The organism is Ferrovibrio xuzhouensis, assembly GCF_042648965.1.
Taxonomy (GTDB): domain Bacteria; phylum Pseudomonadota; class Alphaproteobacteria; order Ferrovibrionales; family Ferrovibrionaceae; genus Ferrovibrio; species Ferrovibrio xuzhouensis.
In genome coordinates, this window is record NZ_JBHRYJ010000001.1 from 759,934 (window position 1) to 778,997 (window position 19,064).

Here is a 19,064-nt window from a genome sequence, read left to right on the forward strand (position 1 = left end):
GTGCTGCGCCTGCTGGAGACCTCCGTCACGCTCAGGCCGGCGCAGCCGGACGACCTCGATTTCGTCTGGTCGGTCTATGCCGATGGCCTGCGGCCGTATCTGTCCGCTTACCGGCCGTGGGACGAGGCCGGCCAGCGCCAGCGCTTTCCGCGTCTCTATGATGCTGCGCACAGCGCCATCGTGCTGTGCGAGGGGGTGGCCGCCGGCTTTGTCACCATCGTCGGCCATGACAGCACCATCCTGCTGCAACAGTTCTTCCTGGACGCAGCGTTTCGCGGCCAGGGGCTTGGCGGCCATCTGCTCAATCGGTTCTGCGCCGAATGGGACGAGATGGACCGGCCGGTCAGCCTCGCCGTGCTGAAGAACAACCCGGCACAGCAGCTCTACCGCCGCTTCGGTTTCGCCCCCACCTGGCAGAGCGACGACCGCTTCTTCATGCTGCGGCCGCCCGGCAGCCAGTCCGCCTAGCGCCGGATCAGCAGCAGGCCGCCACCGACGATCAGTGCGGTACCGGCCAGCGTCGCCAGCCCCGGCAGGTGGTCGAAGAACATCCAGCCGAGCAGCGCCGCGAAGACCACCGAGCTGTAGCCGAAGGGGGCTAGCCAGGCGGCATCGGCGAGCCGGAAGCCGCGGATGTTGCACATCTGCCCGGCGATCGCCAGCGGCCCGAGCAGGAACAGGGGTGCGAGCTGCAGCGGCGACAGCGGCACCCAGATCCACGGCAGCGCCAGCGTCATCAGCAGCGCCGCGAAGCCGTTGACCAGGAACAGCATGCTGAGCGCGGTTTCGGTGCGGGCGAGGAACTTGATCAGGATCGTCTCGCAGGCCACGAGAAACGCCGCCAGCAAGGCCACCAGCGGTGCCGCGCCCGAGGCGAGCAGCGAAGCTGCCCCGATCTCCCCCGCCGTGCCCGTGACAATCACAAAGGCGCCGCCGAGACAGAGCCCGGCGGCCAGCGCCTGCCCGGCCGAGACCCGTTCACGCAACAGCAGCACCGCCAGCACCATGACGAAGACGCCCTGCAGCAGCTTGAGTGCCGCCGCATCGGCCAGCGGCATCGCGGTCGAGGCATAGACAGCGCAGCCCAATCCGCCGATGCCGCAGAGCGCGCGCAGGGCGTGGAAGGCGAACTTGTGGCTGGCCAGGCCCGGCCGCAGGCTGCCATGGCGGACGAGCGAGACGGCCGAGACGGTGACAAAGCCGCTGAGATAGCGGACCCAGACGATCACCAGGGCCGGCACCGCGCCGCCGGCCAGCTTGCCCGAGGCATAGACCACCGAGAAGGCGAGCGCCGCGGCCAGCACCCAGAGCGCCGCCTGCAGTTTCGATCCGGCCGCCGCATCCGTCATGGCGTCCTCCGCGCAGCAAAAAGGGCGGCCCTGAAGCCGCCCTTCGCCAACCGGACAGACGGCCGGTCAGATATTGATGGCGCGGCCATCGAGCGCCATGGCGGCTTCCTTGACCGCCTCGCTGAGCGCCGGATGCGGGTGGCAGACACGGTAGACGTCTTCCGCCGAGGCGCCGAACTCGATCGCCTGCACCAGTTCCTGGATCAGATGGCCGGCATCGGCGCCGATGATATGGGCGCCGACCACCTTCTTGGTCTTGTCGTCCTCGAGGATCTTCACGAAGCCGTCGGTCATGGTCATCGCCCGCGCGCGGGCATTGGCGGTAAACGGGAACTTGCCGGTCTTGTAGGCGATGCCCGCGGCCTTCAGCTCTTCCTCGGTCTTGCCGACGGAAGCGACTTCCGGCCAGGTGTAGACCACGCCCGGAATGGCGTCGTAGTTGATATGCGGCTTCTGGCCGGCCAGCAGCTCGGCCAGCACGACGCCCTCTTCCTCGGCCTTGTGCGCCAGCATGGCGCCCTGGATGGCATCGCCGATGGCGTAGATGCCCGCCGCCGTGGTCTGGAAATGGCCATCGGTCTTGACCCGGCCACGCTCGTCGAGCTGCACGCCGGCCGCCTCGAGACCGAGACCCGCGGTATAGGGACGGCGGCCGATCGAGACCAGCACGATATCGGCGGTCATCTCCTCGGCGGCGCCGCCGGCGGCCGGTTCCATGGTCAGGCTGACGCCAGCCTTGCCGGACTTGGCGGCGGTGACCTTGGTGCCAAGCTTGAACTTCATCCCCTGCTTGGTGAGGATGCGCTGCATCTGCTTGGACACTTCGCCGTCATTGGTCGGCAGGATGCGGTCGAGGAATTCCACCACGGTGACCTCGGCGCCGAGCCGCGACCACACCGAGCCGAGCTCGAGGCCGATCACGCCACCGCCGATCACCACCAGGGTCTTCGGCACCTTGGCCAGTTCCAGCGCCCCGGTCGACGAGACGACCTGCTTCTCGTCGATCTCGATGCCCTTGAGCGGCATCACCTCGGAGCCGGTGGCGATCACGATATGCCTGGCCGAGACGGTGCCGGCATCCGTGCCGGTGACTTCGACCTTGCCGCCGCCAAGCAGCTTGCCGGTGCCCTTCAGCCAGGTGATCTTGTTCTTCTTCATCAGGAATTCGACGCCCTTGGTGGTGGCGTCGACGACCGACTGCTTCTGCTTCATCATCGCCGGCAGATCAATCTCGAGCTTGCCGACCTTGATGCCATGGGTGGCGAAGCCGTGCGCGGCCTCGCTGTAGAACTCAGAGGACTGCAGCAGCGCCTTGGAGGGAATGCAGCCGATGTTCAGGCAGGTGCCGCCGAGCGTCGCGCGGCTCTCCACGATGGCGGTGTTCATGCCCAGCTGGGCGCAGCGGATCGCCATGGTGTAGCCGCCGGGACCGGCACCGATGATGACGACGTCGAAAGCCTGTTCGCTCATTACACTTACCTCCAGAAGATCAGAATGGCAGCGGGCCGAACAGGCCACCGCCGGCAACGCTCAGCTTCTGCACGCGCTGCTCGCCAGCAAGGGTGCCGCTGGCCAGCAGTTCGTCGAGCAGGCCGCGATAGACCGCGGAATCCTTGACCCCGTCCACCGCCGCCTGGTCGCGCCAGACGGTGATGGTGCGCCACTCGCTGTCGTCATGGGTGAAAACGCAGGCGAGACAGCCGTCGTGGTCGCGAAAGAACGGCTTCAGCCGGTCGTTGCAGAAGGCGGCGAGGTCATCGAGCCGGCCGGGCGCGTAACCCGTACTCCAGTCCCGGACGATCATCGCCGCCGCTCCGTCTTACATCTCGAACAGCAGGCGCTGCGGATCCTCGAGACATTCCTTGACGCGCACCAGGAAGCTGACCGCCTCGCGGCCGTCGACGATGCGATGGTCGTAGGTCAGCGCGACATACATCATCGGGCGGATCACCACCTGGCCGTTCACGGCCATCGGGCGGTCCTGGATCTTGTGCATGCCGAGGATGGCCGACTGCGGCGGATTGATGATCGGCGTCGACATCAGCGAGCCGAACACGCCGCCGTTGGTGATGCTGAAGCTGCCGCCCTGCAGCTCGTCGATGCCGAGCTTGCCGTCTCGGGCGCGCTTGCCGAGATCGCTGATCGTCTTCTCGATGCCAGCGAACGACAGCTGGTCGGCATCGCGGATCACCGGCACGACCAGACCGGTCGGCGTCGAGACGGCGCAGCCGATGTTGAAGTAGTTCTTGAAGACGAGTTCGTCGCCCTCGATCTCGGCGTTGACCGCCGGGAATTCCTTCAGCGCCTGCACGCAGGCCTTGACGAAGAACGACATGAAGCCGAGGCGCACGCCGTGCTTCTTCTCGAAGCCGTCGACATACTGCTTGCGGGCGGCCATCAGCGCCGACATGTCCACCTCGTTGAAGGTGGTCAGCAGGGCGGCGGTGTTCTGCGCCTCCTTGAGGCGGCGGGCGATCACCTGGCGCAGCTTGGACATGCGCTGGCGCTCTTCGCGCTCGGCATTGCTGCGCGGGCCGGCCGGAACCGACGGGCGCGCGGCCGGCGCCGGACCACCGGAGGCCAGCAGGTCCATCACGTCGCCCTTGGTGACGCGACCGTCCTTGCCCGAACCGGCGACGCCGGACACATTCACGCCCTTCTCGGCGGTCAGCTTGGCGGCGGCCGGCAGGGCCTGGCCGGCGGCGGGCGCCGCGGCCGGCGCCTTCGGCGCAGCAGCGGGCGCCGGAGCGGCAGCCGGGGCAGCGGCCGGAGTCGCGGCAGCCGCCGGCTTGGCGGCCGGGGCGCCGGCACCGGCGGTCAGCGAGCCGAGCAGGTCGCCGACCTGCACGGTGGCGCCGGTGGCGGCAAGGATTTCGGACAGCGTGCCGGCTTCCGGCGCGTTGACCTCGACGGTCACCTTGTCGGTTTCGAGCTCGACCAGAAGCTGGTCGCGGGCCACCGCCTCGCCGGCCTTGACGGCCCAGGCACCGACGGTCGCTTCGGAGATCGATTCCGCCAGCTGCGGGACACGAATTTCGACTGCCATAGTTCTACGTCCTTATCTTCCTAGGCTTGTCCGCTGCCCCGGCAGCGCTGGCCGCCGGGGCAGGGTCATCACGGTCTGACGGCTTACGCCGTCAGGCAAACTCGCGACGGCTTACGCCGTCAGGGCATCGTCGACCAGCTTGGCCTGCTGCTGGTTATGCTTGCTCATCAGGCCGGTAGCGGGCGACGCCGCCTCGACGCGGCCGGCATAGACCGGACGCTTCGCCTTCAGGCCGGCCTCGCCCATGACGCGCTCGACGAACGGCTCGACAAAGGTCCAGGCACCCATGTTACGCGGCTCTTCCTGGCACCACACGACGGTCTTGGCGTTCTTGTAGCGGCCGACTTCGGCCAGCAGCGCCTTGTGCGGGAACGGATAGAGCTGCTCGACGCGCAGGATGACGGTGTCCTTCATCTCCCGCTTGTTGCGTTCCTCGAACAGGTCGTAATAGACCTTGCCGGTGCACAGGATGACGCGCTTGACCTTGTCCTCGGCCGGCGGCGCATCGTCCCACAGCACGCGGTGGAACGACGAGCCGGGGCCCATCTCCAGCAGCTTGGACACCGCCAGCTTGTGACGCAGCAGCGACTTCGGCGTCATCAGGATCAGCGGCTTGCGGAACTTGCGGTGCATCTGCCGGCGCAGGATGTGGAAGTAGTTGGCCGGGGTGCTGCAGTTCGCCACCTGCATGTTGTCTTCGGCGCAGAGCTGCAGATAGCGCTCGAGGCGGGCCGAGCTGTGCTCGGGACCCTGGCCCTCGTAGCCATGCGGCAGCAGCACGGTCAGGCCCGACATGCGCATCCACTTGGCTTCGCCCGACGAGATGAACTGGTCGAACACCACCTGGGCGCCGTTGGCGAAGTCGCCGAACTGGCCTTCCCACATGACGAGCGTGTTCGGCTCGGCCAGGCTGTAGCCGTATTCGTAGCCGAGCACGGCAGCTTCCGACAGCAGGCTGTCGATCACCTCGTAATTGGCGGCCTTTTCGTCGATGTGGTTGAGCGGGATGTAGCGCTCTTCGGTCTGCTGGTCGTGCCAGACCGAGTGACGCTGGCTGAAGGTGCCGCGACCCGAATCCTGGCCCGACAGGCGGACGCCGAAGCCCTCGAGCTGCAGCGAGCCGAAGGCCAGCGCCTCCGCCGTCGCCCAGTCGATACCCTCGCCGGACTCGATCATCTGACGGCGATTGCCGACGTTGCGGGTCAGCGTCTTGTGGATGTTGAAGCCGTCGGGGACGGTGGTCAGCGCAGTGCCGACCTTCTTCAGGGTCTCGATCTCCACCGCGGTGGTGCCGCGGCGGTCGTCGCCCGAGGCGATCTCGAGGCCTGACCACTTGCCTTCCAGCCAGTCGGCCTTGTTCGGCTTGAACGACTTAGACGCCTCCAGCTCGCCTTCCAGAAGATTCTGGAATTCGGTGACCATGCCCTCGGCTTCGTCGTCGGTCAGCACCTTTTCGTCGACCAGGCGCTTGGCATAGATCTGCCGCGTGGTCGGATGCGTCGCGATGGTGCGATACATGATCGGCTGGGTGAACGAGGGATCGTCGGTCTCGTTATGGCCGTGCCGGCGATAGCAGAACAGGTCGATGACCACGTCCTTCTTGAACTTCTGGCGGAACTCGGTGGCGATCTTCGCCACATGGGTCACCGCTTCCGGATCGTCGCCGTTGACGTGGAAGATCGGCGCCTGCACCACCTTGGCCGGATCCGACGGATACGGCGACGAGCGCGAGTAGGACGGGTTCGTCGTGAAACCGATCTGGTTGTTGACGATGATGTGGATGGTGCCGCCGGTGCGGTAACCGCGCAGCTCGCTGAGCGCGAAGCATTCCGCCACCACGCCCTGGCCGGCGAAGGCCGCATCGCCATGCAGCAGCACGGTCATCACCTGGCCGCGCTCGGTATCGCCGAACTGGGTCTGCTTGGCGCGCGACTTGCCGAGGCAGACCGGATTGACGATTTCCAGATGCGACGGATTGGCGGCCAGCGACAGATGCACCTTGTTGCCATCGAACTCGCGGTCCGACGAAACGCCGAGGTGGTACTTCACGTCGCCCGACCCCTGGAAATCATCCGGGTGATAGGCCATGCCCTTGAACTCGGTGAAGATCGCCCGGTATGGCTTGGCCATCACGTTGGCGAGCAGGTTGAGGCGGCCGCGGTGCGGCATGCCGAGCTCGATGTCGAGCAGGCCGAGCTGGCCGCCGCGCTTGATGATGGCTTCCATCGCCGGGATCAGGGCTTCGCCGCCCTCGAGGCCGAAGCGCTTGGTGCCGGTGAATTTCATGTGGCAGAAGCGCTCGAAAATCTCGCCTTCCACCAGCTTGTTGAGGATCGCCTTCTTGCCCTCGTTGGTGAACGAGACTTCCTTGTCGCGGCCCTCGATGCGCTCCTGGATCCAGGCCTTCTGCTCCGGATGGTAGATGTGCATGAACTCGACGCCGATGGTCGAGCAGTAGGTGCGCCGCAGGATCTGCAGGATCTCGCGGAGCGTCGCGGTCTCGAGGCCCAGCATGTTGTCGATGAAGATCGGCCGGTCCATGTCGGCCTCGGCGAAGCCGTAAGTCGCCGGCTCGAGCTCGGGATGCTCGCCGGCGGCCTGGATGCCGAGCGGATCGAGATTGGCGCGCAGGTGGCCGCGGATCCGGTAGTTGCGGATCAGCATCGCCGCGCGGATGGTATCCAGCGCGGCGGCGCGGGCATCGGCGGCCGAAGCCCCGCCCTTGGCGGCCCGGTCGGCCGCCTTGGCGGCCTTGCCGCCGGGGCCGAGCAGGCCTTCCTCGTCCATCGGCACCAGGGCCGTGGCCGGGGCCCAGGACGGGCGGCTCAGCGCCTGTTTGGGCTGGCTGAAATCGTCGCCCAGCGCCTCGAAAAACTGGCGCCAGGAGGAATCCACGCTGTCAGGATTGGCAACGTACTTGGCATACAGCTCCTCGACGAAGGTGCTGTTGCCACCGTAGAGGAACTGCGTGCGTTCAAGCTGCGCCGTCATCTATGTCGTGGCGCCGCTTGTTGGCCGGCGCCGCCCTCTTCTGTTTTCGGTTACTTCCCGTTCAACAGATCGACCAGGGTGGTGCCGAGAGCCGCGGGACTCTCGGAGACTCGGATGCCGGCCGATCGCATGGCATCGAGTTTGGTATTGGCATCGCCCTTGCCGCCCGAGATGATCGCGCCGGCATGACCCATGCGGCGGCCCGGAGGCGCGGTGCGCCCGGCGATGAAACCGACGGTCGGCTTCTTCACCTTGGACTTCTTGAGGAACTCGGCGGCATCTTCCTCGGCGCTGCCGCCGATCTCGCCGATCATGATGATGCACTCGGTCTCGGCATCGCCGAGGAACAGGTCGAGCGCGTCGATGAAGTTGGTGCCGTTGACCGGATCGCCACCGATGCCGATGCAGGTGGTCTGGCCGAGGCCGGCCGCAGTGGTCTGCGCCACCGCCTCATAGGTCAGGGTGCCCGAGCGCGACACGATACCGACCTTGCCGCGGCGATGGATGTGGCCAGGCATGATGCCGATCTTGCATTCGCCTGGCGTGATCACGCCGGGGCAGTTCGGGCCGATCAGGCGGGTCTTCGAGCCCGAGAGCGCGCGCTTGACCTTGACCATGTCGAGCACCGGGATGCCCTCGGTGATGCAGACCACCAGCGGGACCTCGGCGTCGATCGCTTCCATGATCGAGTCGGCCGCGAACGGCGGCGGCACATAGATCACCGAGGCATTGGCGCCGGTCTTCGAGATGGCTTCGCCGACGGTGTTGAACACCGGCAGGCCGATATGCTCGGTGCCGCCCTTGCCCGGGGTGACGCCGCCGACCATCTTGGTGCCGTAGGCGATCGCCTGTTCGCTGTGGAAGGTACCCTGGCTGCCGGTGATGCCCTGGCAGATGACCTTGGTGTCCTTGTTGACGAGAACAGCCATTTACTTGGCTCCCTTCACGGCCTTCACCACCTTTTCGGCGGCATCGGCGAGATTGTCGGCGGAGATGATCGGCAGGCCCGACTCGGCCATGATCTTCTTGCCCAGATCGACATTGGTGCCCTCGAGGCGGACCACCAGCGGCACCGCCAGCTTCACCTCGCGGGCCGCCGCCACCACGCCTTCGGCGATGATGTCGCAGCGCATGATGCCGCCGAAGATGTTGACCAGGATGCCTTTGACGTTCTTGTCGCCGAGGATGATCTTGAACGCGGCGGTGACACGCTCCTTGGTGGCGCCGCCGCCGACATCGAGGAAGTTGGCCGGCTCGGAGCCGTACAGCTTGATGATGTCCATGGTGGCCATGGCCAGGCCGGCGCCGTTGACCATGCAGCCGATCTCACCGTCGAGCTTGACGTAGTTCAGCGACCACTTGGCGGCTTCCAGCTCGGAGGCATCCTCCTCGTCCGGATCGCGCATGTCCTCGACATCCTTGTGCCGGTACAGCGCGTTGTCGTCGAAGTTCATCTTGGCGTCCAGCGCGATCATCTCGCCGCTGCCGGTGACGACCAGCGGGTTGATCTCGACGATGCTGGCATCCAGGCCAGTGAAGGCGTCGTACATGGCCAGCATGAACTTGGTGGCCGACTGTACCTGCTTGCCCTCGAGGCCGAGGCCGAAGGCGATCTGGCGGGCATGGTGCGGCTGCATGCCGGTCGCCGGGTCGATGGCGGCCTTCAGAATCTTTTCAGGATGCGTGGCGGCAACTTCCTCGATTTCCATGCCGCCCTCGGTCGAGGCCATCACGGTGATCTTCGAGGTAGCGCGGTCGACCAGGAAGCTCAAGTAGAGCTCGCGCTTGATGTCGCAGCCTTCCTCGACGTAGAGGCGCTTGACCAGCTTGCCCTCGGGACCGGTCTGGTGGGTGATCAGGGTCATGCCGAGCATGCCCTTCGCCTTGTCGGCGACGTCGTCGAGCGACTTCACCACCTTGACGCCGCCGGCCTTGCCGCGGCCGCCGGCATGGATCTGGGCCTTGACCACCCAGACCGGACCGCCGAGCTGGCGCGCCACGGTGACGGCTTCATCGGGAGAGAACGCGACGCCGCCGCGCGGAACCGCGACGCCATATTTCGCGAGCAGGCTCTTCGCCTGATATTCATGGATGTTCATGCTGACCTAACGGATGAGGGACCCGACGGCTTGGACAAGCGTGGGGTCCCGGCTGCAGACATGGATCGTTGTTTCGGGGCGAGGTTATAGCAGCCCCCGGAAGCCCTGCAACCTTTGCCGACAGGGATTTACGCGGCTTTTCGACGAAAGTTCACACTTCCCGGGTTACGGCCGGGTAATCCCGCAATCGGGTGTGATAAGCGGCTCTTATCGGGCTGGCGGGAAGTGGCCGGAAAGCCGGTCGGAAAGCGCGATCCGGCCGGCCACGGACCACCCGGGCGGAACCGGCCGGCGGGCCGGGTCGCAAAAGCGGGTCCGGCTGTCCGACCGGTGTCAAAGCGCGGGATCGGAAAAGCCGGGGCCGGTCAGCGGCGGCGCATCAGCTCGCGCTCGGCCTGGGTCCGACCGTCGCCATAGGTGAACAGGCGGGTCGACAGCTCGGGATTGAAGTCGATCTTGCTGAGCGTGATCGCGGTCACCTTGCCCACGGCATCAGTGACGGTCCAGCCGGCGAATTCGAGCGGCTTGTCGCCGAACACCAGCGTCAGCGAGCCATCCTTGGGCCGCGACGGCTCGAACAGGGTGACGCGCAGGATGGCGGCGCCGCGCTCCAGCTTCGAGATGCCGATGCTGTCGTCGAACGTGACGACATCGCGCACCAGCAGGTCGAGCGGCGTGGCGGCAAGCGGGATGCGCTCGACCGATTTCAGCTCGCGGTCGTCCATGATGATGTAGGCGCCGTCCGAGACGATCAGCATCGGGACCGGCGGGTCGAATTCGAAGCGGAAACGGCCCGGCCGCTGCAGGTAGATGTCGCCCTCGGCGGCGCTGCCATCGGGGCCGACCTGCAGGAAGCGGCCCTTCATGCTGCGCACCTGGTTGAAATAATCCGCGATCCGCTTGAGGTCGTCGCGATCATGCTGGGTCAGCTTGACGCCGACCGGCGCGGCCGCATAGGCCACCGGCAGGGTCAGCTTGGCCGCCGCCGCGGTCACCGCCATGGCGAGCAGGAAGCGCCGCCGGCTGGTGCCGGCAGATGCAGTGGCTTCGGGATCGGCTGGGATAATCGGCGAGACCTTGTCCATGGCGACAGGGGTAGCCCCGGGTGATGGCGAAATCAAGGCGGCGCGGTTAACCTGCGGTGACGGCGCATCAATACCGGCAGGGAGACGGACGGATGATCACCACCACCACCGACAGCATCGATGGCCGCAAGGTGGCCGGCTATCTCGGCATCGTCTCGGGCGAGGCGGTGATGGGCACCAATGTGTTCCGCGATTTCTTCGCCGGTATCACCGATATCCTCGGCGGCCGTTCCGGCGGCTACGAAAAGGAACTGCGCAAGGCCAAGGCGCTGGCGCTGGAAAGCATGGTCGAGGAGGCCGCCGAACTCGGTGCCGACGCCGTGGTCGGCATGGATCTCGACTACCAGCAGATCGGCGGCGGCGACCGCCAGATGCTGATGGTGGTGGCCAGCGGCACGGCGGTGAAGCTGGGGTGAGGCGGCCGGCCGGAAACGGCCCCTTAATTAATCTCGCCTCTTGAAAAAGAACGATCGTGCTATATTCTCGGCTGCGCGGTCGCCTACAGGACCGCCCATTCCGTAAAGGCCTCCCATGACATCCCCTTCCGGACCCAACTCCACCCCGTCTCACCGCGTAAAAAGCACGAATATTCGTCCTTTAATTGTCCGAATCACTATCCGCGGCCTGATCCGCGCCGGTTTCGCGCTGGCGCCGGGCTGGGCCGCCGGCCGGGCCGCCCGGCTGTTCCTGCGGCCGCAGCGCCGGCCGCCGCCGGGCCGTTCGCGAAGTGTTTCACGTGAAACACCCCTGGCGGTCGATGGCCCCGCCGGGCCGATGGCGGCCTTTCTCTATGGCCGGCAGGAGAATCCCGATGGCCCCGTCGTGCTGCTGGTGCATGGCTGGGAGGATGACCACCTGAGCTGGGCGCCGCTGATCGACCGGCTGGTCGCCGCCGGCTATCGCGTGCTGGCGCCCGACCTGCCCGGCCATGGCCGCTCGCCGGCGCGCCTGGCCTCGATCCCGGTCTTCGCCGCCGGCGTCGCCGCCACCGCCCGCGAGGCCACCACGCTTGGCCTCGTTTCGGACGACAGGCCGTTCCATGCCGTGATAGCCCATTCGCTCGGCGGCACCGGCACTTTGCTGGCGGCCGCCGAACACGAACTGCCCGCCCGGCGGCTGGCGATCCTCGCCGCGCCGAACCAGCCGCGCCTGTTCGCCGGTGCGATGATGGCGATACTCGGCCTGACGCCGGCGCAGACCGCGCAGGTCTTCACCGCGATCGAGCGGCTGGTCGGCCGCAGCATGGAGTCGCTCTACCTGCCGCCGAAGCTGCGCAGTCTCGGCATGCCCGGCCTGATCCTGCACAGCCGTGACGACCGCGTCGTGCCGCTGCAGCACAGCCGCGAAAATGCCGCCGCCTGGCCGGGCGCGCGTTTGCGCGTGCTCGACGGGCTCGGCCACCGCAAGCTGGTCAGCGATGCCGATGTGCAGACCGGCCTGCTACATTTCATCCGTAGCGATGCGCCAGCCGATGCTTTCGGGCCGCCATCGGAGTCTGGCCGGCCAGATGCAGCGTGAGGCGGCGTCTTACGCCTTCAGGGCGGCGGCGTGATGGGCGATATGGTCGCCGATGAAGCTGGCGATGAAGTAATAGCTGTGGTCATAGCCCGGCTGCAGGCGCAGGGTCAGCGGGATGCCGGCTGATACACAGGCGGCCTGCAGCAGTTGCGGCCGCAGCTGTTTGTCGAGGAACTCGTCGGCGGCGCCCTGGTCGACCAGCACCGGCCGGCGCCAGGCGGTGGTCGCCGCCAGCTGCGTCGCGTCATACGCGGCCCACGCGGCACGATCCGGCCCGAGATAGCCGCCCAGCGCCTTTTCGCCCCAGGGCACCTGTGACGGCGCCACGATCGGCGCAAAGGCCGAGACCGAGCGGTACTGCTGCGGGTTGCGGAAGGCGCAGACCAGCGCGCCATGGCCGCCCATGGAATGGCCGAAGATACCGCTGCGCGCCGGATCGGCCGGGAAATGCCCGTTGACCAGCGCCGGCAGTTCGGCGGTCACGTAAGAGTACATCCGGTAATGCTTCGCCCACGGCGGCTCGGTCGCATCGACATAGAAGCCGGCGCCGGTGCCGAAATCGTAAGCCTCGTCCTCGCCGGGCAGGCCGAGGCCGCGCGGGCTGGTGTCGGGGGTGACAAGGATCAGGCCATGCTCGGCGGCATAACGCTGGGCGCCGGCCTTGGCGGTGACATTCTCCCAGGTGCAGGTCAGGCCCGACAGGTAATACAGCACCGGCAGCCGCGCCGCGTTGTCGGCGGCGACCTGCGGCGGCAGGTAGACGGCGAACTCCATGGCGCAGCCGAGCGTCGGCGAGTTATGCCGCCAGACCTCCTGCCGGCCGCCGAAGCAGGCCCAGCTCCTGATCCGCTCCATTAAAACGTCACCACGGACCGGATCGACTTGCCCGCGTGCATCAGGTCGAAGGCGTCGTTGATCTTGTCCAGCGGCATCACATGGGTGATCAGGTCGTCGATGTTGATCTTGCCGTCCATGTACCAGTCGACGATCTGCGGCACGTCGCTGCGGCCGCGCGCGCCGCCGAAGGCCGAACCCTTCCAGACCCGGCCGGTGACCAGCTGGAACGGCCGCGTGGCGATCTCGGCGCCCGACGGCGCGACGCCGATGATGATCGATTCACCCCAGCCCTTGTGACAGCATTCCAGCGCCTGCCGCATCGTCTTCACATTGCCGATGCATTCGAAGCTGTAATCGGCGCCGCCTTTGGTCAGGTTGACCAGATACGGCACCAGCTCGTCTTCCTTCATGTCCTTCGGGTTGACGAAATGGGTCATGCCGAACTTCTCGGCCATCGCCTTGCGCTCGGGGTTGAGGTCGACGCCGATGATCATGTTGGCGCCAACCATGCGGGCGCCCTGGATCACGTTCAGCCCGATGCCGCCGAGCCCGAACACCACCACATTGGCACCGGGCGTAACCTTGGCCGTGTAGATCACCGCGCCGAGCCCGGTGGTGACGCCGCAGCCGATGTAGCAAACCTTGTCGAACGGCGCGTCCTCGCGGATCTTGGCGACCGCGATCTCGGGCAGCACGGTGTAATTGGCGAAGGTGGACGTGCCCATGTAATGCCAGACCGGCGCACCGTCGCAGCGGAAGCGGCTGGTGCCATCGGGCATCACGCCCTGCCCCTGGGTGACGCGGATCGCCTGGCACAGGTTGGTCTTGCGGCTGAGGCAGTAGTCGCAATTGCGGCATTCCGGCGTGTAGAGCGGAATGACGTGGTCGCCCTTCTTCAGCGTGGTGACGCCGGGGCCGACATCGACCACCACGCCGGCGCCCTCATGGCCGAGGATGCAGGGGAACTTGCCCTCGCTGTCCATGCCCGACAGGGTATAGGCATCGGTGTGGCAGACGCCGGTGGCCTTGATCTCGACCAGCACCTCGCCGCCGCGCGGCCCGTCGAGCTGGACGGTCTCGATGCTCAGCGGCTTCCCGGCCTCGAAGGCAACGGCGGCGCGCACATCCATGGGGCAACTCCTCTGTTTCTGCTGGCGGGCAGAATAGAGGCCGATCCCCCGGCATGGAACCCCCGGACACCGAAGTGAAACCGGGGCCGTGCGCCGGGAGCTGCGGTCAGGCGGCGCGCTCCAGCGCGATGGCGGTCGCCTCGCCGCCGCCGATGCACAAGGACGCCACGCCGCGCTTGGCCCCGGCACGATCGAGCGCGTTCAGCAGCGTAACGATGATCCGGGCCCCGGTGGCACCGATCGGGTGGCCGAGCGCGCAGGCACCGCCCAGCACGTTGACCCGGTCATGGCCGATGTTGAGCTCGCGCATCGCCGCCATCGGCACGACGGCAAAGGCCTCGTTGATCTCGAACAGGTCGACATCGCCGATGCTCCAGCCGACCCTGTCGAGCAGCTTGCGGATCGCCGGGATCGGCGCGGTGGTGAACCATTCGGGCGCTTGCGCATGCACGGCATGGCCGAGGATGGTGGCGATCACCGGCAGGCCGCGCGTCTCGGCTTCCGAGCGGCGGGTCAGCACCAGGGCGGCGGCGCCATCGGCATTGGCGCTCGACGAGGCCGGGGTGACCGTGCCGTTGGCCTTGAAGGCGGCCTTCAGCAGCGGGATCTTCTCGGGGTTCACCTTCAGCGGATTCTCGTCGCGCGCCACTTCGCCGGTCCTGGCATCCGGCGTGACGGCGACGATCTCGGCATCGAACCAGCCGTTCGAGACGGCCTTCTGCGCGCGGGTCAAGGTCTCGATGGCATAGGCATCCTGCTCGGCGCGGGTGAAGCCGTATTTCTCGGCGCATTGCTCGCCGAAGGTGCCCATGGCGCGGTCGCGCTCGTAGGCATCCTCCAGGCCGTCCAGCATCATGTGGTCGTAGACCACGCCATGGCCGGCCTTGCGGCCCGCCCGCATCTGCGGCAGCAGGAAGGGCGCGCCCGACATGCTTTCCATGCCGCCGGCGACCATGATGTCGGCCGAACCGGCCAGCAGCATGTCATGCGCCAGCATCGCCGCCCGCATGCCCGAGCCGCAGACCTTGTTGATGGTGACCGCGCCGACATGGTCGGGCAGGCCGGCCTTGCGCGCCGCCTGGCGCGCCGGTGCCTGGCCCTGGCCGGCCGGCAGCACGCAGCCCATCAGCACTTCCGAGACGTCCCCGCCCTCGACCCCGGCCTGCGTCAGCGCGGCGCGGATCGCGGCGGCGCCAAGCTCGTTGGCGGGCATGCCGGCCAGCGCGCCGGTAAAGCGACCGAGCGGCGTGCGGATGGCGGAAGCGATGACGATGGGATCAGGGTTGCTGCGGGTGGCGATGGCGGACATGGCGGCTCTCTCCTCGTGGCTCTGGGTGTTTTCTCTTGCCGGAGGATAAAGATGATCGTTATCATCTAAGCGTCAAGCGCTATTTTCAGGAGAAAAATCCGGCATGCGCCGCACGGCCGAGGACAAGGCGGAAACCCGCCAGCGGATCGTCCGCACCGCCGGCCGCATGTTCCGCGGCCACGGACTGGCCGAGACCGGCGTCGCCGAGGTGATGGCCGAGGCCGGCCTGACCCATGGCGGCTTCTACCGGCATTTCGCCTCCAAGGAAGACCTCGCCGCCGCCGCCATCGAAGCCGCCTTCGCCGAGATGCGCGGGCAGTTGCAGAGCGCCGCTGCCGCTGCACCGCCCGGCCGGGTGCTGGAGACGGTGATCGACCTGTATCTGACCGAGGCGCATCGCGACCGGCCCGATCGGGGCTGCGTGATGGCGGCGCTCGGCATGGAAGCGCCGCGCGCCGGCGGCGCTATGCAGGAAGCCTATCGCAGGGGCATCGCCGACCTGCTGACGATCTATACCGGCCTGATCGAGGCGCCGACGAAGCGGCAGGCGGAAGACCGCGCCCAGGCCCTGCTGGCGCAACTGGTCGGCGGCCTGCTGGTCGCCCGCGCGCTCACGGACCCGGCGGAGTCGAAACGCGCCCTGCAGACGGCGCGCAGGGCAGCGCTGGCGGCGGCCGGAACTGAGAAAGATAGATCACTTTAGCTGGAAGGTAGCGAAACGATTACGAAAACGGCGGCTGCCAACCCGGCAAGAAGAAACATAAACATGAACCGCCTTGCTAAACGTAGATGTCGCCGCCCAGCATCCGTAAGCACCTGTGGGTCTCCGAAGAAGATTCGCCAATCGGTTAGAGCGACACCATGTTTGGTTTCACTCGCCATCTTAACCGAGTGATAAGAGCTCATGATTACGCAGAGAATAAGCGCAGCAAGGAACACAACCATCAAAATGTATTGAACTGGCGTCATTGGCACATTTTATCCTCACCAATTACTGACGTCACCCGCGGACTTGATCCGCGGGCCCCATTAAATGAGATGCCCGGGTCAAGCCCGGGCATGACAATGAAATTGATGACGAAGCTGGCTTATTCCGCCGCGTCGATGTTGCGGGCGAGGACTTCGCGCTTGCCGACATGGTTGGCGCCGCCGACGACGCCTTCCTTTTCCATGCGTTCCATGATGCGGGCGGCGCGGTTGTAGCCGATCTGCAGGTGACGCTGGATGAAGGACGTGCTGGCCTTGCGCTCGCGGCACACCAGGGCCACGGCCTGGTCGTAGAGAGTGTCTTCCTCGCTGCCGCCCTCGCCGCCGCCCGTGCCCGGCGCGCCGTATTTGCCCTCGGCATCGGCCGTGACGGCTTCCACATAGACCGGCTCGGCCTGGGCCTTGAGTTCGGCCACCACGCGCTCGACTTCCTCGTCCGAGACGAAGGGGCCGTGCACGCGGCTGATGCGGCCGGCGCCGGGCATGAACAGCATGTCGCCCATGCCGAGCAGCTGTTCGGCGCCCTGCTCGCCCAGGATCGTGCGGCTGTCGATCTTCGACGTGACCTGGAAGGAAATGCGGGTCGGGAAATTCGCCTTGATGGTGCCGGTGATGACGTCGACCGAGGGGCGCTGGGTCGCCATGATCAGATGGATGCCGGCGGCACGTGCCATCTGCGCCAGCCGCTGGATCGCCGCCTCGATGTCCTTGCCGGCAACCAGCATCAGGTCGGCCAGCTCGTCGACGATGACGACGATGAAGGGCAGCGGATTGAGGTCGATCGGCCGTTCCTCGTACATCGGCTCGCCGCTCTCGGGGTCGAAGCCGGTCTGCACGGTGCGGCCGAGCTTCTCGCCCTTGGCCTTGGCCTGCGCCAGCCGCTCGTTGTAGCTGGCGATGTTGCGCACGCCGAGTTCCGACATCTTGCGATAGCGGTCCTCCATCTCGCGCACGGTCCATTTCATCGCGACCACCGCCTTGCCCGGTTCGGTGACGACGGGCGCGAGCAGGTGCGGGATGCCGTCATAGACAGACAGTTCCAGCATCTTGGGGTCGACCATGATGAAGCGGCACTGGTCCGGGGTCAGCCGGTAAAGCAGCGACAGGATCATGGTGTTGATCGCCACCGACTTGCCCGAGCCGGTGGTGCCGGCCACGAGCAGATGCGGCATGCGGGCGAGGTCGGCGATGATGGCGCCGCCGCCGATATCCTTGCCGAGCGCGAGACCGAGCTTGTTGCCGGCGGCCTCGAATTCGGCCGAGGCCAGCAGCTCGCGCAGGTAAACCGTCTCGCGCCTGGCGTTCGGCAGTTCGATGCCGATGGCATTGCGGCCGGGGATCACGGCGACGCGGGCCGACAGCGCGCTCATCGAGCGGGCGATGTCATCCGACAGGCCGATGACGCGGCTCGACTTGGTGCCGGGCGCCGGTTCCAGTTCATACAGCGTGACCACCGGACCGGGACGCACCTTGGTGATCTCGCCCTGCACGCCGAATTCGTTGAGCACCGATTCGAGCATGCGGGCGTTCTGCTCCAGCGCATCCTCGTTGATCTTCTCGCGCGCGCTGTCCGCCGGCGGCGGCTTCAAGAGCGACAGTTCCGGCAGCTCGAAATCGCCGCCGTCGCCGAGCCGCAACGTCGTCTGCGCCTCGCGGGCGGCGCGGCCGCCGGCCTTCGGCTTTTCGATGCGGCGCGCCACGCGGCTCTCGTCGGCGCGGATCGCGGCTGGCAGGCGCGGCAGGTCGTCTTCGTCATCCTCATCGATCTCGTCGTCGAGATCCTCGGGGTCGACGTAAGCATCCTCGCCGACCGCGCTGGCCTTGCCACGACGCAGGCTCGGTTCGCGGTCATGCAGGGTCGGACCGTCCGCGTCGTCGCTGTCGCGGGTAAAAAAGGCGCGGATGCGGCCGAAAAATCCGACCGCGGCATCGGGCGCCTCGGCGCCGGTGCGGGCCATGGCGCGGCTGCCGTGATAGAGACCCTGGGCGGCCAGGCCGGTGGCCGCGGCAGCGCCGAAGCCGAGGCCGGCGCCCATGCGGCGGACTTCCTGCACCGACAGACCGGAAGCGAAATAGAAGGCGCCGAGCGACAGGATCAGGCAGAGCGCGCCGGGCAGCACGGCAGATACCGGCAGGCCGAGGCTTACGCCGAGCGGCAGCAGTTCCTGGTAGAGGAAGAAATCACCGAGGATGCCGCCGAGGCCGGTCCGCAGGCTCCACAGCTGCGGCACCGGCAGGGCGGCGGCGAAACTGGCGAACAGCAGCAGGGCGACCGGCACCACGGCGACATTCAGCCACCAGCGCGGCAGGCCGCGATGCGAGACGATGCGGAACCCCCAGCTTGCCAGCACCAGCACCAGCAGCCAGGCCGACAGGCCGAGTGTCTGCAGCAGCACGTCGGAGAGATAGGCGCCCGGCATGCCGAGCCAGTTCTGCGGCTTCAGCGGCGTGGCATGGTTGAAGTTGGGGTCGGCCGGATCGAAGGTCGCCAGCGCGAGCGCCAGCAGGAAACCGAGGCCGAGCAGCAGGATGCCGCCGCCTTCGGCCGCGCGCTGGCGCAGGAAGTCATCGAAGCCTTCCGGGAAGAACCGCGCCTTTTTCCTCGACCTGGAAGCCATGCCCTTCTTCCTCGCCGTCTTTGCCATAGCCCCATTAACCATAAAAAACCGGACAGAAATCGTGGCCGGAGCGGACGAATCCACCCCAGCCTCGC

The 19,064-nt window shown here is 66.9% G+C and carries 16 protein-coding genes; 4 read left to right on the forward strand and 12 right to left on the reverse strand.

Annotated elements, in window-relative coordinates; translation table 11 throughout:
- Window positions 1-468, forward strand: coding sequence for a GNAT family N-acetyltransferase (locus tag ACFOOQ_RS03630; RefSeq protein ID WP_379721911.1), 468 nt, complete (start codon window positions 1-3; stop codon window positions 466-468).
- Here ACFOOQ_RS03630 and ACFOOQ_RS03635 read toward each other — a convergent pair.
- From ACFOOQ_RS03635 to ACFOOQ_RS03670, 8 genes are all read right to left on the reverse strand, one after another.
- Complete coding sequence (locus ACFOOQ_RS03635; protein WP_379721913.1) at window positions 465-1,349, reverse strand: DMT family transporter; 885 nt, start codon at window positions 1,347-1,349, stop codon at window positions 465-467. The genes ACFOOQ_RS03630 and ACFOOQ_RS03635 overlap by 4 nt on opposite strands.
- Window positions 1,350-1,415: 66 nt before the next feature.
- A complete protein-coding gene (gene lpdA / locus ACFOOQ_RS03640) occupies window positions 1,416-2,819 on the reverse strand; it encodes a dihydrolipoyl dehydrogenase (RefSeq protein ID WP_379721915.1) in 1,404 nt (467 codons plus the stop codon).
- A 19-nt stretch (window positions 2,820-2,838) separates the two neighbouring features.
- A complete protein-coding gene (locus tag ACFOOQ_RS03645; RefSeq protein ID WP_379721917.1) occupies window positions 2,839-3,153 on the reverse strand; it encodes a putative quinol monooxygenase in 315 nt (104 codons plus the stop codon).
- A gap of 15 nt (window positions 3,154-3,168) precedes the next feature.
- Window positions 3,169-4,395 (reverse strand): 2-oxoglutarate dehydrogenase complex dihydrolipoyllysine-residue succinyltransferase, encoded by a 1,227-nt coding sequence (gene odhB, locus ACFOOQ_RS03650; RefSeq protein ID WP_379721919.1) that lies wholly within the window; start codon window positions 4,393-4,395, stop codon window positions 3,169-3,171.
- A gap of 111 nt (window positions 4,396-4,506) precedes the next feature.
- On the reverse strand, window positions 4,507-7,386 hold the full coding sequence (locus ACFOOQ_RS03655) for a 2-oxoglutarate dehydrogenase E1 component (protein ID WP_379721921.1): 2,880 nt from the start codon (window positions 7,384-7,386) through the stop codon (window positions 4,507-4,509).
- A 50-nt stretch (window positions 7,387-7,436) separates the two neighbouring features.
- Window positions 7,437-8,315 (reverse strand): succinate--CoA ligase subunit alpha, encoded by an 879-nt coding sequence (sucD, locus tag ACFOOQ_RS03660; RefSeq protein ID WP_379721923.1) that lies wholly within the window; start codon window positions 8,313-8,315, stop codon window positions 7,437-7,439.
- Entirely contained in the window at window positions 8,316-9,485 is a 1,170-nt protein-coding gene (sucC, locus tag ACFOOQ_RS03665) for an ADP-forming succinate--CoA ligase subunit beta (RefSeq protein WP_379721925.1), read from the reverse strand.
- A gap of 365 nt (window positions 9,486-9,850) precedes the next feature.
- On the reverse strand, window positions 9,851-10,570 hold the full coding sequence (locus ACFOOQ_RS03670; protein WP_379721927.1) for a LolA family protein: 720 nt from the start codon (window positions 10,568-10,570) through the stop codon (window positions 9,851-9,853).
- Window positions 10,571-10,662: 92 nt separating this feature from the next.
- Here ACFOOQ_RS03670 and ACFOOQ_RS03675 point away from each other — a divergent pair, with 92 nt between their 5' ends.
- Together ACFOOQ_RS03675 and ACFOOQ_RS03680 are read left to right on the forward strand one after the other, a co-directional pair.
- Entirely contained in the window at window positions 10,663-10,986 is a 324-nt protein-coding gene (locus ACFOOQ_RS03675) for a YbjQ family protein (RefSeq protein ID WP_379721929.1), read from the forward strand.
- Window positions 10,987-11,344: 358 nt separating this feature from the next.
- Window positions 11,345-12,088 (forward strand): alpha/beta fold hydrolase, encoded by a 744-nt coding sequence (locus tag ACFOOQ_RS03680; protein WP_379721931.1) that lies wholly within the window; start codon window positions 11,345-11,347, stop codon window positions 12,086-12,088.
- Window positions 12,089-12,097: 9 nt separating this feature from the next.
- Here ACFOOQ_RS03680 and fghA read toward each other — a convergent pair whose 3' ends face one another.
- The 3 genes from fghA to ACFOOQ_RS03695 form a co-directional block, all read right to left on the reverse strand.
- A complete protein-coding gene (gene fghA, locus ACFOOQ_RS03685) occupies window positions 12,098-12,943 on the reverse strand; it encodes an S-formylglutathione hydrolase (protein WP_379721933.1) in 846 nt (281 codons plus the stop codon).
- On the reverse strand, window positions 12,943-14,055 hold the full coding sequence (locus tag ACFOOQ_RS03690; protein WP_379721935.1) for an S-(hydroxymethyl)glutathione dehydrogenase/class III alcohol dehydrogenase: 1,113 nt from the start codon (window positions 14,053-14,055) through the stop codon (window positions 12,943-12,945). The genes fghA and ACFOOQ_RS03690 overlap by 1 nt, the downstream gene beginning before the upstream one ends.
- A gap of 106 nt (window positions 14,056-14,161) precedes the next feature.
- Window positions 14,162-15,364, reverse strand: coding sequence for an acetyl-CoA C-acyltransferase (locus tag ACFOOQ_RS03695; RefSeq protein ID WP_379721937.1), 1,203 nt, complete (start codon window positions 15,362-15,364; stop codon window positions 14,162-14,164).
- Between the two features lie 103 nt (window positions 15,365-15,467).
- On the opposite strand from ACFOOQ_RS03695, the gene ACFOOQ_RS03700 reads away from it, so the two are divergent.
- Window positions 15,468-16,067, forward strand: coding sequence for a TetR/AcrR family transcriptional regulator (locus tag ACFOOQ_RS03700; RefSeq protein WP_379721939.1), 600 nt, complete (start codon window positions 15,468-15,470; stop codon window positions 16,065-16,067).
- Between the two features lie 385 nt (window positions 16,068-16,452).
- On the opposite strand, the gene ACFOOQ_RS03705 is transcribed toward ACFOOQ_RS03700, so the two are convergent.
- On the reverse strand, window positions 16,453-18,969 hold the full coding sequence (locus ACFOOQ_RS03705) for a DNA translocase FtsK (protein ID WP_379721941.1): 2,517 nt from the start codon (window positions 18,967-18,969) through the stop codon (window positions 16,453-16,455).
- Between the last annotated feature and the right edge of the window lie 95 nt (window positions 18,970-19,064).

Excerpts from the sequence above, each read along its gene's own strand:
- ACFOOQ_RS03635 (WP_379721913.1), bottom strand. The coding sequence starts at position 1,349 with ATGACGGATGCGGCGGCCGGATCGAAACTGCAGGCGGCGCTCTGGGTG.
- lpdA (WP_379721915.1), bottom strand. The coding sequence starts at position 2,819 with ATGAGCGAACAGGCTTTCGACGTCGTCATCATCGGTGCCGGTCCCGGC.
- ACFOOQ_RS03645 (WP_379721917.1), bottom strand. The coding sequence starts at position 3,153 with ATGATCGTCCGGGACTGGAGTACGGGTTACGCGCCCGGCCGGCTCGAT.
- odhB (WP_379721919.1), bottom strand. The coding sequence starts at position 4,395 with ATGGCAGTCGAAATTCGTGTCCCGCAGCTGGCGGAATCGATCTCCGAA.
- ACFOOQ_RS03655 (WP_379721921.1), bottom strand. The coding sequence starts at position 7,386 with ATGACGGCGCAGCTTGAACGCACGCAGTTCCTCTACGGTGGCAACAGC.
- sucD (WP_379721923.1), bottom strand. The coding sequence starts at position 8,315 with ATGGCTGTTCTCGTCAACAAGGACACCAAGGTCATCTGCCAGGGCATC.
- sucC (WP_379721925.1), bottom strand. The coding sequence starts at position 9,485 with ATGAACATCCATGAATATCAGGCGAAGAGCCTGCTCGCGAAATATGGC.
- ACFOOQ_RS03670 (WP_379721927.1), bottom strand. The coding sequence starts at position 10,570 with ATGGACAAGGTCTCGCCGATTATCCCAGCCGATCCCGAAGCCACTGCA.
- ACFOOQ_RS03675 (WP_379721929.1), top strand. The coding sequence starts at position 10,663 with ATGATCACCACCACCACCGACAGCATCGATGGCCGCAAGGTGGCCGGC.
- ACFOOQ_RS03680 (WP_379721931.1), top strand. The coding sequence starts at position 11,345 with ATGGCGGCCTTTCTCTATGGCCGGCAGGAGAATCCCGATGGCCCCGTC.
- fghA (WP_379721933.1), bottom strand. The coding sequence starts at position 12,943 with ATGGAGCGGATCAGGAGCTGGGCCTGCTTCGGCGGCCGGCAGGAGGTC.
- ACFOOQ_RS03690 (WP_379721935.1), bottom strand. The coding sequence starts at position 14,055 with ATGGATGTGCGCGCCGCCGTTGCCTTCGAGGCCGGGAAGCCGCTGAGC.
- ACFOOQ_RS03695 (WP_379721937.1), bottom strand. The coding sequence starts at position 15,364 with ATGTCCGCCATCGCCACCCGCAGCAACCCTGATCCCATCGTCATCGCT.
- ACFOOQ_RS03700 (WP_379721939.1), top strand. The coding sequence starts at position 15,468 with ATGCGCCGCACGGCCGAGGACAAGGCGGAAACCCGCCAGCGGATCGTC.
- ACFOOQ_RS03705 (WP_379721941.1), bottom strand. The coding sequence starts at position 18,969 with ATGGCTTCCAGGTCGAGGAAAAAGGCGCGGTTCTTCCCGGAAGGCTTC.